This window comes from Thermasporomyces composti, from assembly GCF_003386795.1.
Classification (GTDB): Bacteria; Actinomycetota; Actinomycetes; order Propionibacteriales; family Actinopolymorphaceae; genus Thermasporomyces; species Thermasporomyces composti.
The window spans coordinates 2,640,735-2,656,824 of the sequence record NZ_QTUC01000001.1; the positions used below are offsets into that span (position 1 = coordinate 2,640,735).

At 68.2% G+C, this 16,090-nt stretch carries 20 protein-coding genes and 1 tRNA gene; 14 read left to right on the forward strand and 7 right to left on the reverse strand.

The window, feature by feature from the left end; translation table 11 throughout:
• Positions 1–92 precede the first annotated feature (92 nt).
• Both DFJ64_RS11420 and DFJ64_RS11425 read left to right on the forward strand, forming a co-directional pair.
• On the forward strand, positions 93–1,679 hold the full coding sequence (locus DFJ64_RS11420) for an alpha/beta hydrolase (RefSeq protein ID WP_245941079.1): 1,587 nt from the start codon (positions 93–95) through the stop codon (positions 1,677–1,679).
• A 278-nt stretch (positions 1,680–1,957) separates the two neighbouring features.
• A tRNA-Thr gene (locus DFJ64_RS11425) sits at positions 1,958–2,034 on the forward strand.
• 4 nt (positions 2,035–2,038) lie between these two features.
• Here the strand turns inward: DFJ64_RS11425 and DFJ64_RS19460 are convergent.
• Positions 2,039–2,476, reverse strand: coding sequence for a tyrosine-type recombinase/integrase (locus tag DFJ64_RS19460; protein ID WP_170152584.1), 438 nt, complete (start codon positions 2,474–2,476; stop codon positions 2,039–2,041).
• Between the two features lie 265 nt (positions 2,477–2,741).
• Here DFJ64_RS19460 and DFJ64_RS20105 point away from each other — a divergent pair, with 265 nt between their 5' ends.
• Positions 2,742–2,873 carry a hypothetical protein gene (locus tag DFJ64_RS20105; protein ID WP_281268501.1) on the forward strand — a complete coding sequence of 44 codons (132 nt, stop codon included), beginning with the start codon at positions 2,742–2,744 and terminating at the stop codon, positions 2,871–2,873.
• 439 nt (positions 2,874–3,312) lie between these two features.
• Here the strand turns inward: DFJ64_RS20105 and DFJ64_RS11435 are convergent, their stop codons facing one another.
• Positions 3,313–3,768 (reverse strand): plasmid replication, integration and excision activator, encoded by a 456-nt coding sequence (locus DFJ64_RS11435; protein WP_115852017.1) that lies wholly within the window; start codon positions 3,766–3,768, stop codon positions 3,313–3,315.
• Positions 3,769–3,901: 133 nt separating this feature from the next.
• On the opposite strand from DFJ64_RS11435, the gene DFJ64_RS11440 reads away from it, so the two are divergent.
• Positions 3,902–4,510, forward strand: a complete 609-nt coding sequence (locus DFJ64_RS11440; protein WP_115852018.1) for a helix-turn-helix transcriptional regulator — start codon at positions 3,902–3,904, stop codon at positions 4,508–4,510.
• Positions 4,503–4,826, forward strand: coding sequence for a divalent-cation tolerance protein CutA (cutA, locus tag DFJ64_RS11445; protein WP_115850434.1), 324 nt, complete (start codon positions 4,503–4,505; stop codon positions 4,824–4,826). Before DFJ64_RS11440 ends, cutA begins: the two co-directional genes overlap by 8 nt.
• 494 nt (positions 4,827–5,320) lie before the next feature.
• Here cutA and DFJ64_RS11450 read toward each other — a convergent pair whose 3' ends face one another.
• Both DFJ64_RS11450 and DFJ64_RS11455 read right to left on the reverse strand, forming a co-directional pair.
• Positions 5,321–5,890 carry a dihydrofolate reductase family protein gene (locus tag DFJ64_RS11450; RefSeq protein ID WP_115850435.1) on the reverse strand — a complete coding sequence of 190 codons (570 nt, stop codon included), beginning with the start codon at positions 5,888–5,890 and terminating at the stop codon, positions 5,321–5,323.
• Between the two features lie 181 nt (positions 5,891–6,071).
• Positions 6,072–6,737, reverse strand: coding sequence for a nucleotidyltransferase domain-containing protein (locus tag DFJ64_RS11455; RefSeq protein ID WP_211310578.1), 666 nt, complete (start codon positions 6,735–6,737; stop codon positions 6,072–6,074).
• Positions 6,738–6,835: 98 nt separating this feature from the next.
• Between DFJ64_RS11455 and DFJ64_RS11460 the strand changes: the two genes are divergently transcribed.
• The 4 genes from DFJ64_RS11460 to DFJ64_RS11475 all read left to right on the forward strand — a co-directional run bounded on the left by DFJ64_RS11460 (position 6,836) and on the right by DFJ64_RS11475 (position 9,810).
• Positions 6,836–7,318 carry a GNAT family N-acetyltransferase gene (locus DFJ64_RS11460; RefSeq protein WP_170152585.1) on the forward strand — a complete coding sequence of 161 codons (483 nt, stop codon included), beginning with the start codon at positions 6,836–6,838 and terminating at the stop codon, positions 7,316–7,318.
• Between the two features lie 64 nt (positions 7,319–7,382).
• Positions 7,383–8,072 carry an HAD family hydrolase gene (locus tag DFJ64_RS11465; RefSeq protein ID WP_245941080.1) on the forward strand — a complete coding sequence of 230 codons (690 nt, stop codon included), beginning with the start codon at positions 7,383–7,385 and terminating at the stop codon, positions 8,070–8,072.
• 29 nt (positions 8,073–8,101) lie between these two features.
• Positions 8,102–8,722, forward strand: a complete 621-nt coding sequence (locus DFJ64_RS11470; protein ID WP_115850439.1) for a CG0192-related protein — start codon at positions 8,102–8,104, stop codon at positions 8,720–8,722.
• A 143-nt stretch (positions 8,723–8,865) separates the two neighbouring features.
• Positions 8,866–9,810 (forward strand): hypothetical protein, encoded by a 945-nt coding sequence (locus DFJ64_RS11475; protein ID WP_211310579.1) that lies wholly within the window; start codon positions 8,866–8,868, stop codon positions 9,808–9,810.
• 169 nt (positions 9,811–9,979) lie between these two features.
• On the opposite strand, the gene DFJ64_RS11480 is transcribed toward DFJ64_RS11475, so the two are convergent.
• Positions 9,980–10,462 carry an NUDIX hydrolase gene (locus tag DFJ64_RS11480; protein ID WP_115850440.1) on the reverse strand — a complete coding sequence of 161 codons (483 nt, stop codon included), beginning with the start codon at positions 10,460–10,462 and terminating at the stop codon, positions 9,980–9,982.
• A 297-nt stretch (positions 10,463–10,759) separates the two neighbouring features.
• Between DFJ64_RS11480 and DFJ64_RS11485 the strand changes: the two genes are divergently transcribed.
• A complete protein-coding gene (locus DFJ64_RS11485; protein ID WP_115850441.1) occupies positions 10,760–12,055 on the forward strand; it encodes an exo-beta-N-acetylmuramidase NamZ family protein in 1,296 nt (431 codons plus the stop codon).
• A 520-nt stretch (positions 12,056–12,575) separates the two neighbouring features.
• Complete coding sequence (locus tag DFJ64_RS11490) at positions 12,576–13,073, forward strand: SRPBCC family protein (RefSeq protein ID WP_115850442.1); 498 nt, start codon at positions 12,576–12,578, stop codon at positions 13,071–13,073.
• A gap of 32 nt (positions 13,074–13,105) precedes the next feature.
• On the opposite strand, the gene DFJ64_RS19465 is transcribed toward DFJ64_RS11490, so the two are convergent.
• On the reverse strand, positions 13,106–13,264 hold the full coding sequence (locus DFJ64_RS19465) for a hypothetical protein (RefSeq protein ID WP_170152587.1): 159 nt from the start codon (positions 13,262–13,264) through the stop codon (positions 13,106–13,108).
• Positions 13,265–13,422: 158 nt separating this feature from the next.
• Between DFJ64_RS19465 and DFJ64_RS11495 the strand changes: the two genes are divergently transcribed.
• Together DFJ64_RS11495 and DFJ64_RS11500 are read left to right on the forward strand one after the other, a co-directional pair.
• On the forward strand, positions 13,423–13,902 hold the full coding sequence (locus DFJ64_RS11495) for a GNAT family N-acetyltransferase (RefSeq protein WP_170152588.1): 480 nt from the start codon (positions 13,423–13,425) through the stop codon (positions 13,900–13,902).
• Positions 13,903–13,942: 40 nt separating this feature from the next.
• Positions 13,943–14,383: an MSMEG_6728 family protein gene (locus tag DFJ64_RS11500; protein WP_115850444.1), complete on the forward strand. Its 441-nt coding sequence runs from the start codon at positions 13,943–13,945 to the stop codon at positions 14,381–14,383.
• Here the strand turns inward: DFJ64_RS11500 and DFJ64_RS11505 are convergent.
• Positions 14,365–14,820 (reverse strand): MarR family winged helix-turn-helix transcriptional regulator, encoded by a 456-nt coding sequence (locus DFJ64_RS11505; RefSeq protein WP_115850445.1) that lies wholly within the window; start codon positions 14,818–14,820, stop codon positions 14,365–14,367. The genes DFJ64_RS11500 and DFJ64_RS11505 overlap by 19 nt on opposite strands.
• Before the next feature lie 85 nt (positions 14,821–14,905).
• Between DFJ64_RS11505 and DFJ64_RS11510 the strand changes: the two genes are divergently transcribed.
• Positions 14,906–16,003: an FAD-dependent oxidoreductase gene (locus DFJ64_RS11510; RefSeq protein ID WP_115850446.1), complete on the forward strand. Its 1,098-nt coding sequence runs from the start codon at positions 14,906–14,908 to the stop codon at positions 16,001–16,003.
• The last annotated feature ends 87 nt before the right edge of the window (positions 16,004–16,090 follow it).

Below are 16,090 nucleotides of genomic sequence, written 5' to 3' on the forward strand. Positions count from 1 at the left end.
GCAGGCGAGCGGAACGCCGCCACTAGGCTGCTGTCTCGGACGAAGCTGCAGGGACCGACTCGCGGAGTCGGTGTGGGCGGAAGGTTGATCGGGTGCGACGTAGGAGCACGGCGCGAGTCGGTGCCATCCTCGCCGGAGTGGTCGTCACCGCGATGCTCGCCGGTTGTGGTGTGGTGCCGCGAGCCGAGCAGGTCCTCGGCCACGCCGACGACACGCGGTCGGACCGAACACCTGGGGCCACGCCCGCGCCCGCGCCGTCGGGCGTGTCGAAGGACCTCCAGCGCTACTACCGGCAGCGCCTGACGTGGGAGCCGTGCGACGAGGGGAGCACGCTCCAGTGCACGACGCTGCGCGTCCCCCTCGACTACGACAACCCCGGCGGCAAGTCCATCGAGCTCGCCGTCCTGCGGTACCCGGCGCAGGACCAGGAGCGCAAGCTGGGCTCCCTGGTCATCAACCCGGGTGGACCCGGCGGCTCGGGTGTGGAGTACGCCGCGGTCGCGCCGTTCGTCATCAGCCGCCCCGTCCTCGAACGCTACGACATCGTGGGCTTCGACCCGCGTGGCGTCGGTCGCAGCGCGCCGGTCGACTGTGTGAGTGACCGACAACTGGACGCCTACCACGCCGCCGACGGCTCACCCGACAACGCGGCAGAACGCCGAGAGCTGCAACGGATCGCCCGACAGTTCGCGGCCGGCTGCAAGCGACGCAGCGGAGACCTGCTGCCCCACGTGTCCACTGAAGACGCCGCCCGCGACATGGACATCCTGCGGGGGGCCCTCGGCGACGAGGAGCTGACCTACCTCGGCAAGTCGTACGGCACCTTCCTCGGCGCGACATACGCCGAGCTCTTCCCTTCGCGAGCGGGCCGGCTGGTCCTGGACGGAGCGGTCGACCCGACGCTAAGCGCACGTGACCTCAGCCTGGAGCAGGCGAAGGGGTTCGAGGTCGCGCTCAAGGCGTTCCTCGAGGACTGCGTGCAACGCGAGGACTGCCCGCTCGGCAGGAGCCTCGACGAGGCGTACCGGAACCTCGACGCCTTCCTCGCCCGGGTCGACCGGAATCCGCTGCCCACGAGCAGCCGGCGGCGTCTCACCCAGGCGCTCGCCACGACCGGGATCATCATGCCGCTGTACGTGAAGGAGTACTGGCCGCGGCTGCGAAACGCGCTGGCGTCCGCGCTCGACGGCAACGGCAGCCGGCTCCTGGCCCTGGCGGACGAGTACACCGAACGGAACCCCGACGGCAGCTACCGTTCGAACGCCTCCGAGGTGATCCTCGCGGTCAACTGCATCGATCGCCCGGACGTCACGTCGGTCGAGGAGATCCTCAGGGAGGAGCCGGTCTTCCGCCAGGCGTCGCCCCGGTTCGGCTCCTTCATCCTGTGGGGGTCGCTGACCTGCGCCGAGTGGCCGGTGAAGCCCGTCGGCAAACCGGGACCGATCCACGCCAAGGGCACCAAGCCGATCCTCGTGATCGGTACCACACGGGACCCGGCCACGCCGTACGAGTGGTCCCGGAGCCTGGCGGAGCAGCTGGAGGCCGGTGTCCTGCTCACCCGGGAGGGCGACGGGCACACCGCGTACATGCAGGGCAACAGGTGTGTCGACGAGGTGGTCGAGGCGTTCCTGCTCGAGGGCGAGCCGCCCGAGGACGGGATGACCTGCCCGGAGAGCTAGCCGCGTCCGGTCCGGGAGGCGGCGGGCGCTGCCGTGGGGCTGCCCTCAAGGGGGCCGCGCGGACTCGTCGGCTCGGGCGTCCCCGGCAGGGTGCCGGGATGGGTGCCCGGGATGTCCGATTCACCCCCCTCAACGCTGTGGGGGGCGGTGGATGCGCAGGACTTTGTGGGGAGACGCTAAGCTGCTCTGCTGAGCAGAGGTCCCCCGCATCTGGCGGGGTGACGACCTGGCGCCGTCGGCCGCCGGGTATGCTCATCGCCCGTGCCGGTCAGGCACACGCCGCCTTAGCTCAGTCGGCCAGAGCGACGCACTCGTAATGCGTAGGTCGTGGGTTCGATTCCCACAGGCGGCTCCACTCATCAGTCCAGGTCAGGTCTTTGATCATCAACGACGGCTCGCTGGGGCACTGCCCCGTGGGCCGACGATGCCCCCGTGATGCCCCCGATCTTGCGCGCGGCGTTCCACAGGTTGGCGTCCAGGAGATGCCCGTACAGGTCCATCGTGATCGACGCGGTGGCGTGCCCGAGCACCCGCTGAACCACTGTCGGATCGGCACTCTGGGCGAGCCAGATGGACGCGGCAGTATGCCTGAGATCGTGAACCCGTAGACCGGAGAGCCCAATCGCGGCCACGGCCTTCGTCCACTGCACCGAGCGCTTCCAGTTCGACTCCCGCAGCGGACCACCCTCGGGCGCGGCGAAGAGCCAGTCATCCGGCGCCTTGCCGGCAGCCCAACGATCGACGATCGGTACCAGCTCGTCAACGAGTGGGACCGTCCTCGCTCTGGCGTTCTTCACCGAGTCCACGTCGAGCTTTCCACCACCACGGCTCGCCAGGATTGCCCGCAGTCGGCCAGGACCTGGCCGGGCAGCATGCACACCTACACCCGGTCCACCGTCGCGGTCGACCGCACCCGCCGCAGCTCCGGGAACTGCTGCTCGCCGTCCCGGGACACGACCAAGCCGAGGTCGGCCATCACGGCCTGCCACCCCGCGCCGGTACACGAACACCCGACGCCGCCAGGCACGCGCCCGCCGCGCCACCAACCGGGAACGAGCCCGGATGCGCACACCGCCAAGCCACAACCACCGCCACGGCACCAGCAGCCAGGCCCACAACCGCCGGCACCCGGCCGAGGCGTCGAGCCACCACAACCCCCAACAGGCCCCGGCCGCCAGCCACACGCTGGGGTGACGGGCCAGCCACCACACCCCAGCAGCCGCCTTGGACCCCAGCCACAGTGTGATCACCGCGCCCAAACCGATCCGGATCACCTCAGGCCGCACCTGCGGAGCCTCAGCCACGGCCACCACCCCCCAGCACCGCAGCCAGCCGAGGCTTGGAAGCGCGACCTTTCGACCGCCGCCGGCACCGCTCACACAAACCGTCAGCCGTGGCCGCCTCGAGCCGGCCGCAGCCAGCGCACCGGTCCACCCAGCCAGCAGACCCCGCCACCGGGGCGAACAACTCCTCCTCACACGCCACACACCGTCGGCGCGTGTGTCTAGACTCAGACACGACTTCGCTCCCTCCACACCAGGGATCGAGGTTGTTGGAGGCGCGAGGGCGGTGGGGTCCCGGGCAAGGTCCAGCACCGCCCCCGCGCGCTTGTCAGATCAAGACGGCCCGCCGCCTACGCGGCCGCGTCCTTGCTCTCCCGCGAACGCCCAGCACTCCGCGGCTTCGGCGCCACAATCCCCGTCGCCCTAAACGACCAGGCCAACCGCGCCCGGCACCGATGCGCACCCGGCCCACCCGAGCACCGCGACGTATCCACATACGGCGCCACCGTCAGCCCTTCGAACTCCACCGGCCGAAACGGCATCCCAGCAGGCGCCTCCGGCAACACCGGCTTGTGCTCCGACACGATCCGCACCGTGATCGCCTTGTCCCTCGCCTGCGGGTCCGCATCCAGCACCTCGAACGTCCACACCGCAAGCCCGGTGTCCTTGTCGACCTGCTGCACGAACCGATCCGACGTCGACCTCTCAAAATCCCGAGCCGGCTCCACCTCCGTCGCCACGAACGCGTACAACCCATGCGGGAACACATCCACCGAATCCACCGGAAGACGCCCAGCAATCGCCATGATCTTCACCTCTGTGGCTGCTGAGCGTGAGGACGTTTTCGCCCTCGCGATAGGACTGATTCGTCCTCTAATGTGGGACTGAGAGGTCCGGTTGTCAAGGACTAAGACGTCCCCCGAAGATGGAGGTGTGGAGATGTCCGAGGTGATGCGCCGACGCAGGGCGGAGCTGGGTATGTCCCAATCCGAGCTGGCCGCCGCGGTTGGAGTCGACCCGCGTCAGATCAGGCGGTACGAGTCAGGCGAGCAACAGCCCGTCCTCTCGGTCGCCGTGGCCATCGCCAATGCACTCGACATCTCGCTTGGTGAACTGGCCGGGATTCCAAGTCACCGCGTAAGCCTCTCGGGTGAGTGGTACGCGTGCTGGCAGTCATTCAGGAATGGCGTCGAGGACCTTCGAGTCCAGAAGGTGCGTTTTCGCCAGCACGGAGAGTTCATACAGGTCGAGGCTCTCACACGAGGAACGGCTGCCGAGAAAGGTGGCTATCTGTGGCGCGGTGAGCTTCGCCTGTGGGACAACGAAATTCTCATGGGCTGGTACGCGGCTAACGACGGCTCGGTCCGCTCGAAAGGGACGATGTACTTCGTCATGCATCCCCACGGGATCAACATGACCGGCCGATGGGTCGGACTCAGCTACGACGGGAAGATCGTGACGGGCTGGGGAAGCATGGCGAAGAGCGACGAGGAGGCCAGGAGGCTCGTCGAGCAGCTAAGGGAGCAGGAGAGCGGCCGCGATGGATGAGGTCTGCGAGGTCATCATCACGGCGCCGGATCCCGACTGGCTCACCGACTTTACACACAGACTTATCCTCGACCGACTGTGCGCATCAGGCCACAACATCGCCGAGATAGAAACAACCTATCGGTGGCGCGGTCGAGTGCACAGAAAAACCGAAGCCCGCGTCGCCCTGCGCACCCGACGTGGCTTAGTGCCCCAAATCGTCGAACGCACCAAGCGCGAGCATCCTTACGAGGTCCCGTCCGTCGTCGCCGTCCCCATGACCGACGGTAACCCCGAGTACATTCGCTGGATCATCGACGAGACGAGAACGCCCTAACTCGGAACTCCTCGACTCGCCACGCGGCACACGTGGACCGCGCACACTCGCTGGCAGCGATCCGTTGCTGCATTGACCTCTACCAGATCCAGATCAAGGGTGCGCCACTGACGCGGCGCGCGCTGCGCCCGGTCTCGGCACTGCGGGCGGCCCGGGGCCGTCCTCGGCCGGGCCGGCGCGGCCACGACAGCCGGCACACCAAACCACTGACCGAGATCAACAACAGAACAGGCGGCTCTCACGAAGGCCCAGGTCAGGAGCGGTACCACCCGCCTCCGCCCTGGGCCTTGTGCTCATCGAGACAGGCAAAGCAGCCGAACGAGCAGCCAGGCGCCAGGACGACGGCGCAGAGCCCCAGCAGACGGATGGTCGTCCGGAGCCCGCACTTCTGACCACAGGGCTGACCCCAGCCGACCTGCCGCCTCGTGAGACACCTGCAGGACGCCGTTCGCCCGTTCCCGCGCCTGCCGGGAGCGATGAATCTGCCCAGGCCGTCAGCAGCCGAGCGATCTCTCGTACCTGGTCAGGACCACGCCGCCGGGGAACGTCCGCGTCTCCACCAGGTTCAGGTTCACCCTGCTTTCCAGCGCGGTGAAGAACGGTGTACCGCCCCCCACGAGGACCGGGTGGGTGACGATCTCGTACTCGTCGATCAGCCCGGCCCGCATGACCGCTCCGGCGAGCGTTGCGCCGCCGACCCTCATCGGCCCGCCGTCCTCGGCCTTGAGCCGGGTGATCTCGGCGATCGCGTCGCCGGTGAACAGGCGAGCGTTCCAGTCGACCTTGTCGATCGTTGAGGAGAACACCACCTTCGGCGTGTTTCGCCAGTTCCGCGCGAACTCGATCTCTGCCGGGGTGGCGTCCGGCTGCTGGTCGCGCGTCGGCCAGTAGACGCTCATGGTCTCCCACAGCCGGCGCCCGTACAGAAACAGGCTGATCGACCGCTCCTTTTCGAGCCACCACTGGAACAGCTCATCGCTCGGCCCGCTCCAGCCGAGGTCGCCGCCCGGCGCGGAAATGTAGCCGTCCAGGGTCAGGTTCATGCCGTAGATCAGTTTTCGCATGGCGCCACGCCTTCGGTCAGTTGCCTCGGAAGACTAGACCCAGGCGAGCGAAGGAAACGGATCGGTGCTCCAGCTGTTCATACGGACCCAGCTGCGCACCAAGACCAAGCCGACGGCCCTCGAGGGCAGCTCCGGCCGTAGCGCCGGGTCCGCTCTCTCACATGTTGGTGAGATGACGCGCTCACCTACCTTCACGATCCGAGCCACGGTCACAACTGTGCGCCCACTGGTGGCCCGGGTGGATGCGGGCGAGAAGCTTGGCGAGGGTCTCGCGCTGGGCTGGGGTCATGTGGGGCACGGTCGCGTCGAAGTCGGCCTGGTCCTTCGACCGGACGTACTTGGCCTTGAACAGCAGGACCAGCTCGGGAGCGAGGTAGGGAATGCCGTCCGCGGTGTGGTGGATGATGTCGCGGTAGGGGAGCCGGATCGTCTCATCACGCCGGCAGATCCAGGTGTCGCCGTCGTGGGGCTCGCGGAACACATCCACGAGGTAGTTGTCGGTCGTGGGGTCGCGCAACCAGGTCTGGTGGGTCGCCGCCAACACCTCAGGCGGGGCGTTCTTCCAGATCCTGCCGCCGCTGACCACATCGAAGACGTAGCCGGAGAAGCGAGCACGGATCTCGGGAAAGCGCGCGGCGGGGACGGCGATCTCGAGGTCCTCGTGTTCGCGGGTTTGCCTACCACGAAACAGCTCGAGCGCCCAGCCGGCGGCGACGTACCAGGGCGTGCTGACACCCGCCAAGTGGCGTGCGACCTCGTGCGGCGTCCAACAGGACGACCACTTGGCATCGAGCGCGTCGCGCTCGGCAGGTGACAGTGGGACACCGCCGGGCGGGTGATCGCTCACCGCACGAGCGTATCGACGGAACGATGACGTTTTCGCGCCGTCGATCATGGAAACGCCGAAACCGCATGCCGCACCGCCTCCGGCACTACAGTTCCGGCATGCTCATTCGGCCAGTACGCGCTGAGGACGCGGCCAGTCTGCGACGGAACTGCTTCAGCGCGATGAGCCTCGAGGACATCGCTTCGTTGATCGAGGACTCAGCTGACGCGATGGAGCGCGGGGAAGGCGTCATGCTCGTCGCGGTCGACGGCGAGAAGGAAGCCGTGGGCACGTGCAGCGTGAGTCGCCTGGGGCATCGCCTGTGTCGGCATCGGGCCGAGATCAGCGGGTTCGTCGTCGCTCCTCTGTCGCGAGGGACCGGGCTCGCGCGCCAGATCGTCGAGGCGGCTCGTCGGCAGGCCGCGAGCTGGGGCTGCACGATCCTCGAGATCAGCTGTCGGGGCGGCACGCACGCTGAGCGTGCCTACCGTGGGCTCGGCTTCACCGAGTGGGGCAGGCTCCCGGGCGGCTTCCACGACGACGGCGACCTGGTCTTCGACGACGTACGGCTGTGGATGCCGATCCCTCAAGACGCTCGCTGAGCCTTCGGTCACGTCCGCGGGCCGCACCGAGCTAGTCTGCGGGTCGCGGTTGAGGGAGGAGACGGTGCGGCGACTCATCGACGTGGTGGCCCGGACGGGGCCGGTCCTGTTGGACTTCGACGGTCCCGTGTGCGGCCTGTTCGCGGGCGGTCGGGTCGCCACCGTCGCGGCACGGCTCCGCGACGTGCTCGCCGCCCACGGCGTCGACCTCGGGACGATCTGGAACAACGATCAGGACCTGCTCAACCTCCTTCAGCGCTTTCAACGCTTCGCTCCGGATCTCCTGCCCGTGGTCGAGAACGCTCTCGTCCACGAGGAGGTCACCGCGGCGAAGGTCGCGCCACCGACCACGCACGCCCACGAGGCCATCCGTGCCTGCCACGCGAACGGGCGGCCGATCGTCATCGTCAGCAACAACGCGCCCCAGGCGGTTCGCGCCTACCTTGACCAGCACGAGCTCAGCCACCTGATCCGCGGTGTCGTCGGCCGTGCTCATGCCCGGCCGGACCTCATGAAGCCGCACCCGGACCCGGTGCGCCGTGCGCTCGCGATGCTTGGCGCTCGACCCGACGAGTGTGTCTTGGTCGGTGACTCCGACACCGATATGCAGGTCGCTCGGGCGACCGGCGTTCACCCGGTCGGCTTCGCGAACCGACCAGGGAAGCGGACACAGCTCGAACGCGCTGGAGCAGAAGTGGTCATCGACAGCATGGCAGCTTTCGCGGCCGCGGTCTCCACGTCCGCGGGCTCCTGAGCATCGCGTGGCACGTAGGGTCCGAACCCATGGCGCACATCCACAAGGCGACGCTGCGTCCCACGAAGATCGACCTCCTGCGTGCTTGGCTGCCGACCCGCCCGTGGTTCGACGCGGACGGTGAGCTTCAGCGGGTCGGCGCGTACCGGTTCGACGATCCGGCCGGCCAGGTGGGCATCGAGGCGTCGCTCGTTCGGTCCGGTGACGGAACGGTGTTCCACGTGCCGCTGACCTACCGGGACGCGCCGCTGCCTGGGGCCGAGGCGTTCCTGGTCGGGACGGCTGAGCATTCGGTGCTCGGCCAGCGGTGGGTGTACGACGGGTGTGGTGACCCGGTCGCGATGACAGCGTTCGCGACAGCCATTCTGACCGGGGGCACTCAGGCCCAGGAGTACGTCGACGTCGGGGGGCGGCTGGAGCCGCTGCCACCGACGGTGACGGTGGCGGGCAGCGGCAACCGCCCCGAACCCTCGACGGAGATTCACGCCGTCCGATGCCACGACGAGGGGCCGACCACGGTCGTGCGGGCGGCCGGGATCGAGGTGGTCGTCGCCCGAGTGGTCGGCACTGAGATCTCTGTCGACGAGACCTTGGCGGGACGCTGGGACGACGGCGAGTCCGTCGTCCTCGCCGGGCTGCGACTGGTCTGAGCGGTCGACACGGCGAGCCTCCATACCTCGCGCTCCGGGCGGATGATCGCGCCTGAGCGCACCGCGACCTTTCGACGTCGTGGCGGCCGTGAGGCTCGCCACGGTGCACAACCACCGCGGGGACCCTATGGCACGCTGTCCGCATGATTTCGGTGTCGGACCTCGACCCGCTCACCCGGGCGTTCTGGCGGTGGACGGGTCGGCGGGTCGACCTCTCGGGGGCGGAGCAGTGGCTGGCCGCGCCCATGCACGACACGGCGACGGTCGGCGACAGCTGGCTGGCCGCGGCGGCAACCGCTCACGGTGGCACGGTTGCTGAGGGAGTGTCCGGCGGACTACTGGCCAGCATGTCGCAGCTCGACGGTCCGGAGTTCCGGGCGGCCGCCGTACGACCGGAGATTCGCAGCTTCTACGAGGAGACCTCCCTGTGGCGGATGGAGGTCTGGACCCAGTGGAACCCAGTCTTCCAGCCGGGAGGTGAGTTGATCACCCGGCTGTTCGGTCGTCGCGTTCAGCAGCTCGCCCTGCCGACCCAGCCGCTCGCGGTGGCGCACGGCGTGGACAGCCGGGTCGTTCCCATTCTCGGCCCGGATGGTGAGCAGCGCGCCGCGGCCTGGATGCGGACGTTGCGGTCGACAGGCGAGTACGTCTTCAGCGGCTGCTACTCCAGCCGGCGTCTTCCTGGGAAGCAGCAGCCGCGCGTGCACGTGGCGTTCCCGCTGCAGTCCGGCAACGTGCAGGTCTTCCTCCGCCCGATCGCGGAGCCCGACGGCTCGTTCACGTTGTCGTCGCCGCGAGGGGCGTTCGGTGACGACGGCGCTTACGTCGTGGTTGACAGCCCCAAGGGCACCTACGCCAAGCGGTTGCCGATCCACGAGACCTTCCACGTCTACGTCGACAGTGAGGGAGTCCTGAGGACCGACCACGAGCTACGCCTGTGGTCAGTGACCGTCGTTCGCTTCCACTACAAGCTCACGAAGCAGGGCGAGCGCGGCCGGGATTCGGCAGGAGCGGCGAAGCCTCAACGTGCCGACTGCACGGATCGAAACGGACTCGCGTCGTCCGGCGTTGAAGGGGCACAGGGCTAGCCACTGGTCATGTGTCCTGTTCGCGCAAGCGGCTGGACGATGGCTGACGACCTCAGGATCCGCCCGAGCTGGCCGACCGATAGACGTCGAGCGCGGCGTGGTGATCCGACCGCGCTGCCGATGACGAGCCGTTCCGGTGTGCCGCGGGAGAAGGTGGTCGCTCGTGCCGTCACTCGAGGTAGGGCTCGGTGGCTCCGCTCAGGTAGTGCTCGATGCGGCGGCGCATGGCGCGATCCATGGGATAGTCGAGCACCTCCTCTCGATCCACCCACCGGACGTCGCGGCTCTCCGGGCTGGACGTGGGCTGGCCGCCGCGTGGCCGTGCGGTGAGCACGATTGAGAACTCCTGTCGGGCCTCGCCATTGCTCGTGTAGAGGATGATGTGGCGAGGGTCGGTGTAGATGCCCACCAGACCGGTGATCTCGCAGTCGATCCCGGTCTCCTCCTTGGTCTCGCGAACGGCCGCCTGGACGAGGGACTCGCCGAGGTCGATGGCGCCACCTGGCAATGCCCAGTTGTCGTTGTCCGTCCTCCGGAGGAGCAGGATGCGCCCGTCGTCGTTCTCGACGACCACGTTGACCGACGGGACGAGCGAGTTCGCGCGCGGGGCGTTCGGGTCGTCGTGGTAGTCGATCCTGCGCGGCGGAGGCATGGGCCCACCGTAGAAGACACGTGAGCAGGTGACGGAGGTAGGGTTCGCGACAGTGGCTGGCACGGGCTATTCCCGATGAGCCTATTCCCGATGAGCGCGGCCGTGCCAAAGCACACCTGCGTCGCTGATTGCCGTTGACGGACGAGAGCCGACCACCGGGGCGTGCGGGAGGAGATACTCACGTCACGCATCGCGATCCACTGGCGCGATCGTGGTTGACACCGGACGCCGATGCGACGCGTGCGTGATGGTGCGACGTGTGTGAGGAGTCAGCCCCGGTGCTTGGGAAGGACGACGATGCGACGTCGAGGAGTCCTCGCCGGTCTTGCCGGCCTCGTAGGCCTTGGAACCGCTCAGCCCGTGTTGGCCGCGACCTCGCGACAGTCGGCCGGTGCGCGCCGACGCCCTCGCCGAGTGCGGGTCGGCATCGAGAAGCTCGCACGGGACCGCTATCGGCTTCTCCGTGGTCAGAAGGTGGGCGTCATCACCAATCCCACAGGTGTCCTGCCGGACCTGCGTCACGAGGTCGACGTGATGGCCGCCAGCGATGACGTGGACATCGTCGCCGTGTTCGGTCCCGAGCACGGCTTCCGCGGTACGGCGCAGGCGGGGAACTCGGAGGGCTTCTTCATCGACCCGAAGACCGGCCTACCGGTCTACGACACATTCGAGAAGAGTGGCGATGAGCTCGCCGACATCTTCACGAGAGCAGGTGTGGACGCTCTGGTGTTCGACATCCAGGACGTGGGGGCGCGGTTCTACACGTACATCTGGACCATGTTCGACTCGATGGTGGCTGCGGTGCTCGCGGGCAAGCGGTTCGTCGTCCTCGACCGTCCCAACCCGATCACCGGCCGCGCTCCGTCCGGTCCAGTGCTGCATCCGGAGTACGCCACGTTCGTCGGCCGGGAGGCGATCTGCCAGGTTCACGGGATGACGGTCGGCGAGCTGGCGCTGCTGTTCAATGCGGAGTTCCTGCCACGGCACGCCGGCGACCACGTCGACATGGCGGTCGTGGAGATGGATGGCTGGCGCCGGAGCATGAGCTATGAGCAGACCGGCTTGCCCTGGGTGCTGCCCTCACCGAACATGCCGACCCTCGACACCGCCTGGGTCTATCCAGGCAGTTGCCTGTTGTCCGGCACCAATCTGTCGCAGGGCCGTGGTACGACCCGGCCGTTCCAGATGGTGGGTGCACCCTACATCGACCATCGGTGGGCCGAGGCGTTGACAGCGCTGCGGTTGCCCGGCTTGCAGTTCCGTGAGGCGTACTTCGTGCCGACCTTCTCCACGTACAAGGACATGACCTGCGGCGGCGTCGACATTGTCGTGGTCGACGGTCCTTCTGTCGATGCCGTACGCCTCGGCATCGCGCTGTTGTGGACGCTGAAACACCTCTATCCGGACGACTTCGCCTGGCGGGACGAAGGTACCGGCGACGTCCATCAGTACTGGATCGACAACCTCACCGGGTCGGCGTGGGTGCGGACCGCGATCGACGCCGGCGCCACCATCGACGAGGTGATCGACGGCTGGCGCGAGGAGCTGGCACGCTTTTCGAAGCTTCGCGACCAGTACCTGCTGTATGGCTGACGCGGCGCCACTCGGGGCTCCACCGACTGCCACAAGCTGACTTCTCGCTTGCCACACTCCAGCTCGCCGTCCGTCATCGCCGCGCACATCGACGCCATGATGTACGGGCGCATCGTCGTCGGTATCTCCTCGTGGTGGGTCAGGACTCCTGGGAAGGCAGCGGTAGGTGTTACACCGCCACCCGTTGCGATGGGAGGACGACATCCGGGCGACGGTCGCGTCCGGGGCACGGTGGCAACTCGTGACGTCGTTCAACGAGTGGGGAGAGGGAACGGCGATCGAAAGCGCGGACGGGTCCCAGGAGAAGGCGCACAGGCCACGTGGCGGTCATTCGTCGCATCTTCCATGCCCTGGCGCTTCCCACGCGTTCGCGACCGTCTCGTGTGTCCTCGCACGGGACATATTCGGTGTCGGAGAGCGCATGCGTGTCGACCGCATCGGGCAGATCCTGGCCGAAGGGGAGCCAGGACTTCCACTCCGAACCGGACGGGCGTCCGGGCAGACATAAGGAAGCACGCTGATGACAATGATCGACGTCCAGAAGGATCCAGCGGCCAGGACACTGACGTTCACCGCGCGGTTCGACGCCCCGGTGGAGCGGGTGTGGCAGGTGTGGGCGGACCCTCGGCAGCTCGAGCGGTGGTGGGGCCCGCCAGGCTACTCCGCGACGTTCGCCGACTTCGAGCTGGCGCCGGGTCGTGAGGTCGGCTACTTCATGACCGGCCCCGACGGCAAGCGCTACCACGGTTGGTGGCGCATCCTGTCCGTCAATCCGCCCCGCGGCCTGGAGTTCGAGGACGGTTTCGCGGACGACGACGGTCGCCCCAACCCGGACATGCCCACCACGACAGCTCGCGTCACGCTCGAACCGGACGGCGAGGGTACGCGGATGCTGATCGAGAGCACGTTCCCCACGAACGACGCCATGGAGCAGCTCGTCGCCATGGGCATGGTGGAAGGCATGCGCGAGGCGATGGGCCAGATCCCCTCGATCGTGGGGGCCGACCCGGCAGCGTGAGGCGCGGAAGGATGACGCGGTGGCGGGCGGGCTCAGCTTCCCTGCTGCTGCGCCATCCGCGCCATGTTCCGGACCACCTCGTCCGGTGTCTGTCCGCCGGCCTCCGCGGCCGCCTTGATCTGGCTCCACGTGATGTTGCGCTCGTCCCCGTGCTGCTCCTCTGGACTGCCACAGCCACAGCTCGCGCACATGGGTGGACTCCTCCTCCATCACCTGATCGCCGTCGGATGGGGGTCAAACTCGCGGGCGAGACGTTCCCTTGTGCACACTTCCCCGTACGTCGGGGTTCACACGGGCAGCTCATGGAGCTGCACTAGCCCTCCGTCGCGGTGACCCCTACCCTGCTGCCGTGCTGACCCTCCGTCCCACCACCGCGGACGACATCCCGCACGTCGTCGCGATGGAGACCGCACCGGACACTCACGAGTGGTTGTGTGCGACCGGCCGCGCCTGGCACGAGAAGGCGCTGGCTGACCCGGCTCAGGAGCATCTCCTGGCTGTCGAGGGGTCGACGATCGTGGGTTTCGTCGTTCTCGCCGATCTGCACAACGCCGAGCGTGTGATCGAGATCCGGCGGATCGTGGTGGATCCGGCGTCCCGCGGCAAGGGTCATGGGCGGTCCCTGCTCCGAGCGGCGGTCGAGCGTGCCTACGGACACCACCACGCGAGGCGAGTCTGGCTCGACGTCAAGCCGCACAACCACAGGGCCCGGGCACTCTACGAGTCGGAGGGCTTCCGTGCCGACGAGACGGTCCGACACATGGTGCGGGCGCAGGACGGCACGATGTCGGAACGCGTCGTCATGACGCATACTCCGGGGCGGCACTGACGGCCATGACGCTCGCCGGCACCGCGGGTATGACTCCACGGTGCAGACCTTCCTCCCGTACGCCGACTTCCGAGAGACGGCCAAGGTCCTCGACCCCAAGCGGCTGGGGAACCAGCGCTCGGAGGCCCTGGTGATCCTGCGGGTCTGCCACATCCCGACCTACGGCTGGCAGAACCATCCGGCTGTGCGCATGTGGCGCGGCTACGCGGAGGCGCTGATCTGCTACGGCGCGGCGATCTGCGCCGAGTGGAGGGCACGTGGACACGTCGACACCGTGGAGGACAAGCTCCTCGAGTACGCGAAGAAGGGACGCGCGCGAGAGCAGGAGGAGCTGGCCAGCGTGGGCCTGCTGCCGCCCTGGTTAGGGGACGAGCGGCTGCACCGGTCGCACCAGTCGGCGCTGCTGCGGAAGAACCCCGAGTGGTACAGGCGGTTCTTTCCCGACGTACCGGACGACCTCGACTACTTCTGGCCGGTGTGAATCCGGCCGGTGTGGACGGGTGCGGCGACGGCGTCCGGCTCGTCCGACAGCTGCGCGGCTAGCTTCGCGAGGGTTTCCTTGTCGGCGTCGGCCATGTGGTCGGCCAACGCCTCGAGGCGTCGGATGATCTCTCGGTGACAGATCGCAGACACCCGTGCGCCCTCGTCGGTCACGGTGACGCGGCATGCCCGACGGTCGTGGTCGTCGGGGATGCGGGTGATCAGTCCGCGTCGGGCGACTCGGTCCACCAGGCCGGTGAGGCTCGACTTCTCCAGATCCAGCGCCTCGGCGAGCTCCTTCATCCCGATCGCGCCAGTGTCCACCAGGCACAGCAGGTGCACCTGTTGCGGCGTGAGGCCCTGCTCCCGGGCGACGTCGGCGAACACGCGATCAACCAGGCGGGAGATGTGCACCAACGCGTCCGCCACCGAGCCCATGCCCGAAGTCTACTTGCCAATCGTTGGCACTCCGACTAGTTTAGTTCGTACTACCAACTATACGTAATACGAACTAGGAGAGCCGATGAGCGCAACCGTCACCGTGGTGGGCGGCGGATACGGCGGCACCGCGGTCGCGAAGGAGCTGGACGACGTCGCCGATGTGGTCCTGGTCGAGCCTCGTGACAGCTTCTTCCACAACATCGCCGCCCTACGCGCCCTCGTCGACCCCGCGTGGGCGGACCGGATCTTCCTGCCGTACGACCGGCTGCTCAGACGCGGCCGGGTGGTGCGCGACCACGCCGTCCGGGTCGCACCGGACGGCGTCGAGTTGGCCTCCGGCGTCCGGTTGGCCAGCGACTTCATCGTCCTCGCAACCGGTTCGACCTACCCGTTCCCGGCGAAGCTGGACGTCGACGACAGCGCGGCGGCCAAGGAGCGGCTGCGGACCGCGCACGAGCAGCTCGCTGCAGCCGACCGCGTCCTCCTGCTCGGCGCCGGACCGGTGGGCTTGGAGCTCGCCGGCGAGATCAAGGCCGCGTTCCCCGACAAGGCGGTGACGATCGTGGACCCCGGCCATGACGTCATCACCGGCGAAGACCTTCCCGACGAGTTTCGTGCCGAGCTGCGTCGCCAGCTCGCCGAGCTCGGCGTGGAGCTCGTGCTCGGCACGACCTTGACCGCGGAGCCGGTCCCCGATCCCGGGACACTCAAGCCGTTCACCGTGACCACTCAGTCCGGTCGCACGCTCGCCGCCGACATCTGGTTCCGCTGCTTCGGCGGCTCGGTTCTCACCGACTACCTCGCCGACGAGCTGGCCGTCGCCCGTCAGCCGAACGGGCGCCTCGACGTCACGCCGGATCTGCGGCTGGCCGGCGCGGACCGCGTCTTCGCGTTGGGTGACATCACCGCGATCCCGGAGGCGAAGAAGGCCGCCGCGGCCAGGGCGCACGCCGAGGTGGTGGCCGCCAACATCCGCACGCTCCTCGAGGCCGGATCCTCCGCTGACCTGGCGACCTATCAGCCCGACGAGCCGGGCATCGCGGTCCCACTCGGCCCCAGGGCCGGCGCGTCGTACGCCCGCAAGTACGGCGGCCTCTTGGACGCCGCGACCACGTCGCAACTGAAGGGCGCCGACCTGTTGGTGGGCGAGTTCGCCGAGCTGTTCGGGCTGGTCGACTGAGCCGAGCCGCCCGCAACACGACCCCAGTGCCTCGGGACGTCGTCCGGCCGCGGGCCAGCTGAGTGGTGGTGCGCGGCCGGGCACTCG

What these genes read in the sequence shown, in the direction of transcription:
- DFJ64_RS11435 (WP_115852017.1), bottom strand. Translation starts at nt 3,768, where the DNA reads ATGGCGATTGCTGGGCGTCTTCCGGTGGATTCGGTGGATGTGTTCCCG.
- DFJ64_RS11460 (WP_170152585.1), top strand. Translation starts at nt 6,836, where the DNA reads ATGCTCATTCGGCCAGTACGCGCTGAGGACGCGGCCAGTCTGCGACGG.
- DFJ64_RS11475 (WP_211310579.1), top strand. Translation starts at nt 8,866, where the DNA reads ATGATTTCGGTGTCGGACCTCGACCCGCTCACCCGGGCGTTCTGGCGG.
- cutA (WP_115850434.1), top strand. Translation starts at nt 4,503, where the DNA reads ATGGATGAGGTCTGCGAGGTCATCATCACGGCGCCGGATCCCGACTGG.
- DFJ64_RS11505 (WP_115850445.1), bottom strand. Translation starts at nt 14,820, where the DNA reads ATGGGCTCGGTGGCGGACGCGTTGGTGCACATCTCCCGCCTGGTTGAT.
- DFJ64_RS11490 (WP_115850442.1), top strand. Translation starts at nt 12,576, where the DNA reads ATGACAATGATCGACGTCCAGAAGGATCCAGCGGCCAGGACACTGACG.
- DFJ64_RS11485 (WP_115850441.1), top strand. Translation starts at nt 10,760, where the DNA reads ATGCGACGTCGAGGAGTCCTCGCCGGTCTTGCCGGCCTCGTAGGCCTT.
- DFJ64_RS11470 (WP_115850439.1), top strand. Translation starts at nt 8,102, where the DNA reads ATGGCGCACATCCACAAGGCGACGCTGCGTCCCACGAAGATCGACCTC.
- DFJ64_RS11510 (WP_115850446.1), top strand. Translation starts at nt 14,906, where the DNA reads ATGAGCGCAACCGTCACCGTGGTGGGCGGCGGATACGGCGGCACCGCG.
- DFJ64_RS11450 (WP_115850435.1), bottom strand. Translation starts at nt 5,890, where the DNA reads ATGCGAAAACTGATCTACGGCATGAACCTGACCCTGGACGGCTACATT.
- DFJ64_RS11480 (WP_115850440.1), bottom strand. Translation starts at nt 10,462, where the DNA reads ATGCCTCCGCCGCGCAGGATCGACTACCACGACGACCCGAACGCCCCG.
- DFJ64_RS11440 (WP_115852018.1), top strand. Translation starts at nt 3,902, where the DNA reads ATGTCCGAGGTGATGCGCCGACGCAGGGCGGAGCTGGGTATGTCCCAA.
- DFJ64_RS20105 (WP_281268501.1), top strand. Translation starts at nt 2,742, where the DNA reads ATGCGCACACCGCCAAGCCACAACCACCGCCACGGCACCAGCAGCCAG.
- DFJ64_RS19465 (WP_170152587.1), bottom strand. Translation starts at nt 13,264, where the DNA reads ATGTGCGCGAGCTGTGGCTGTGGCAGTCCAGAGGAGCAGCACGGGGAC.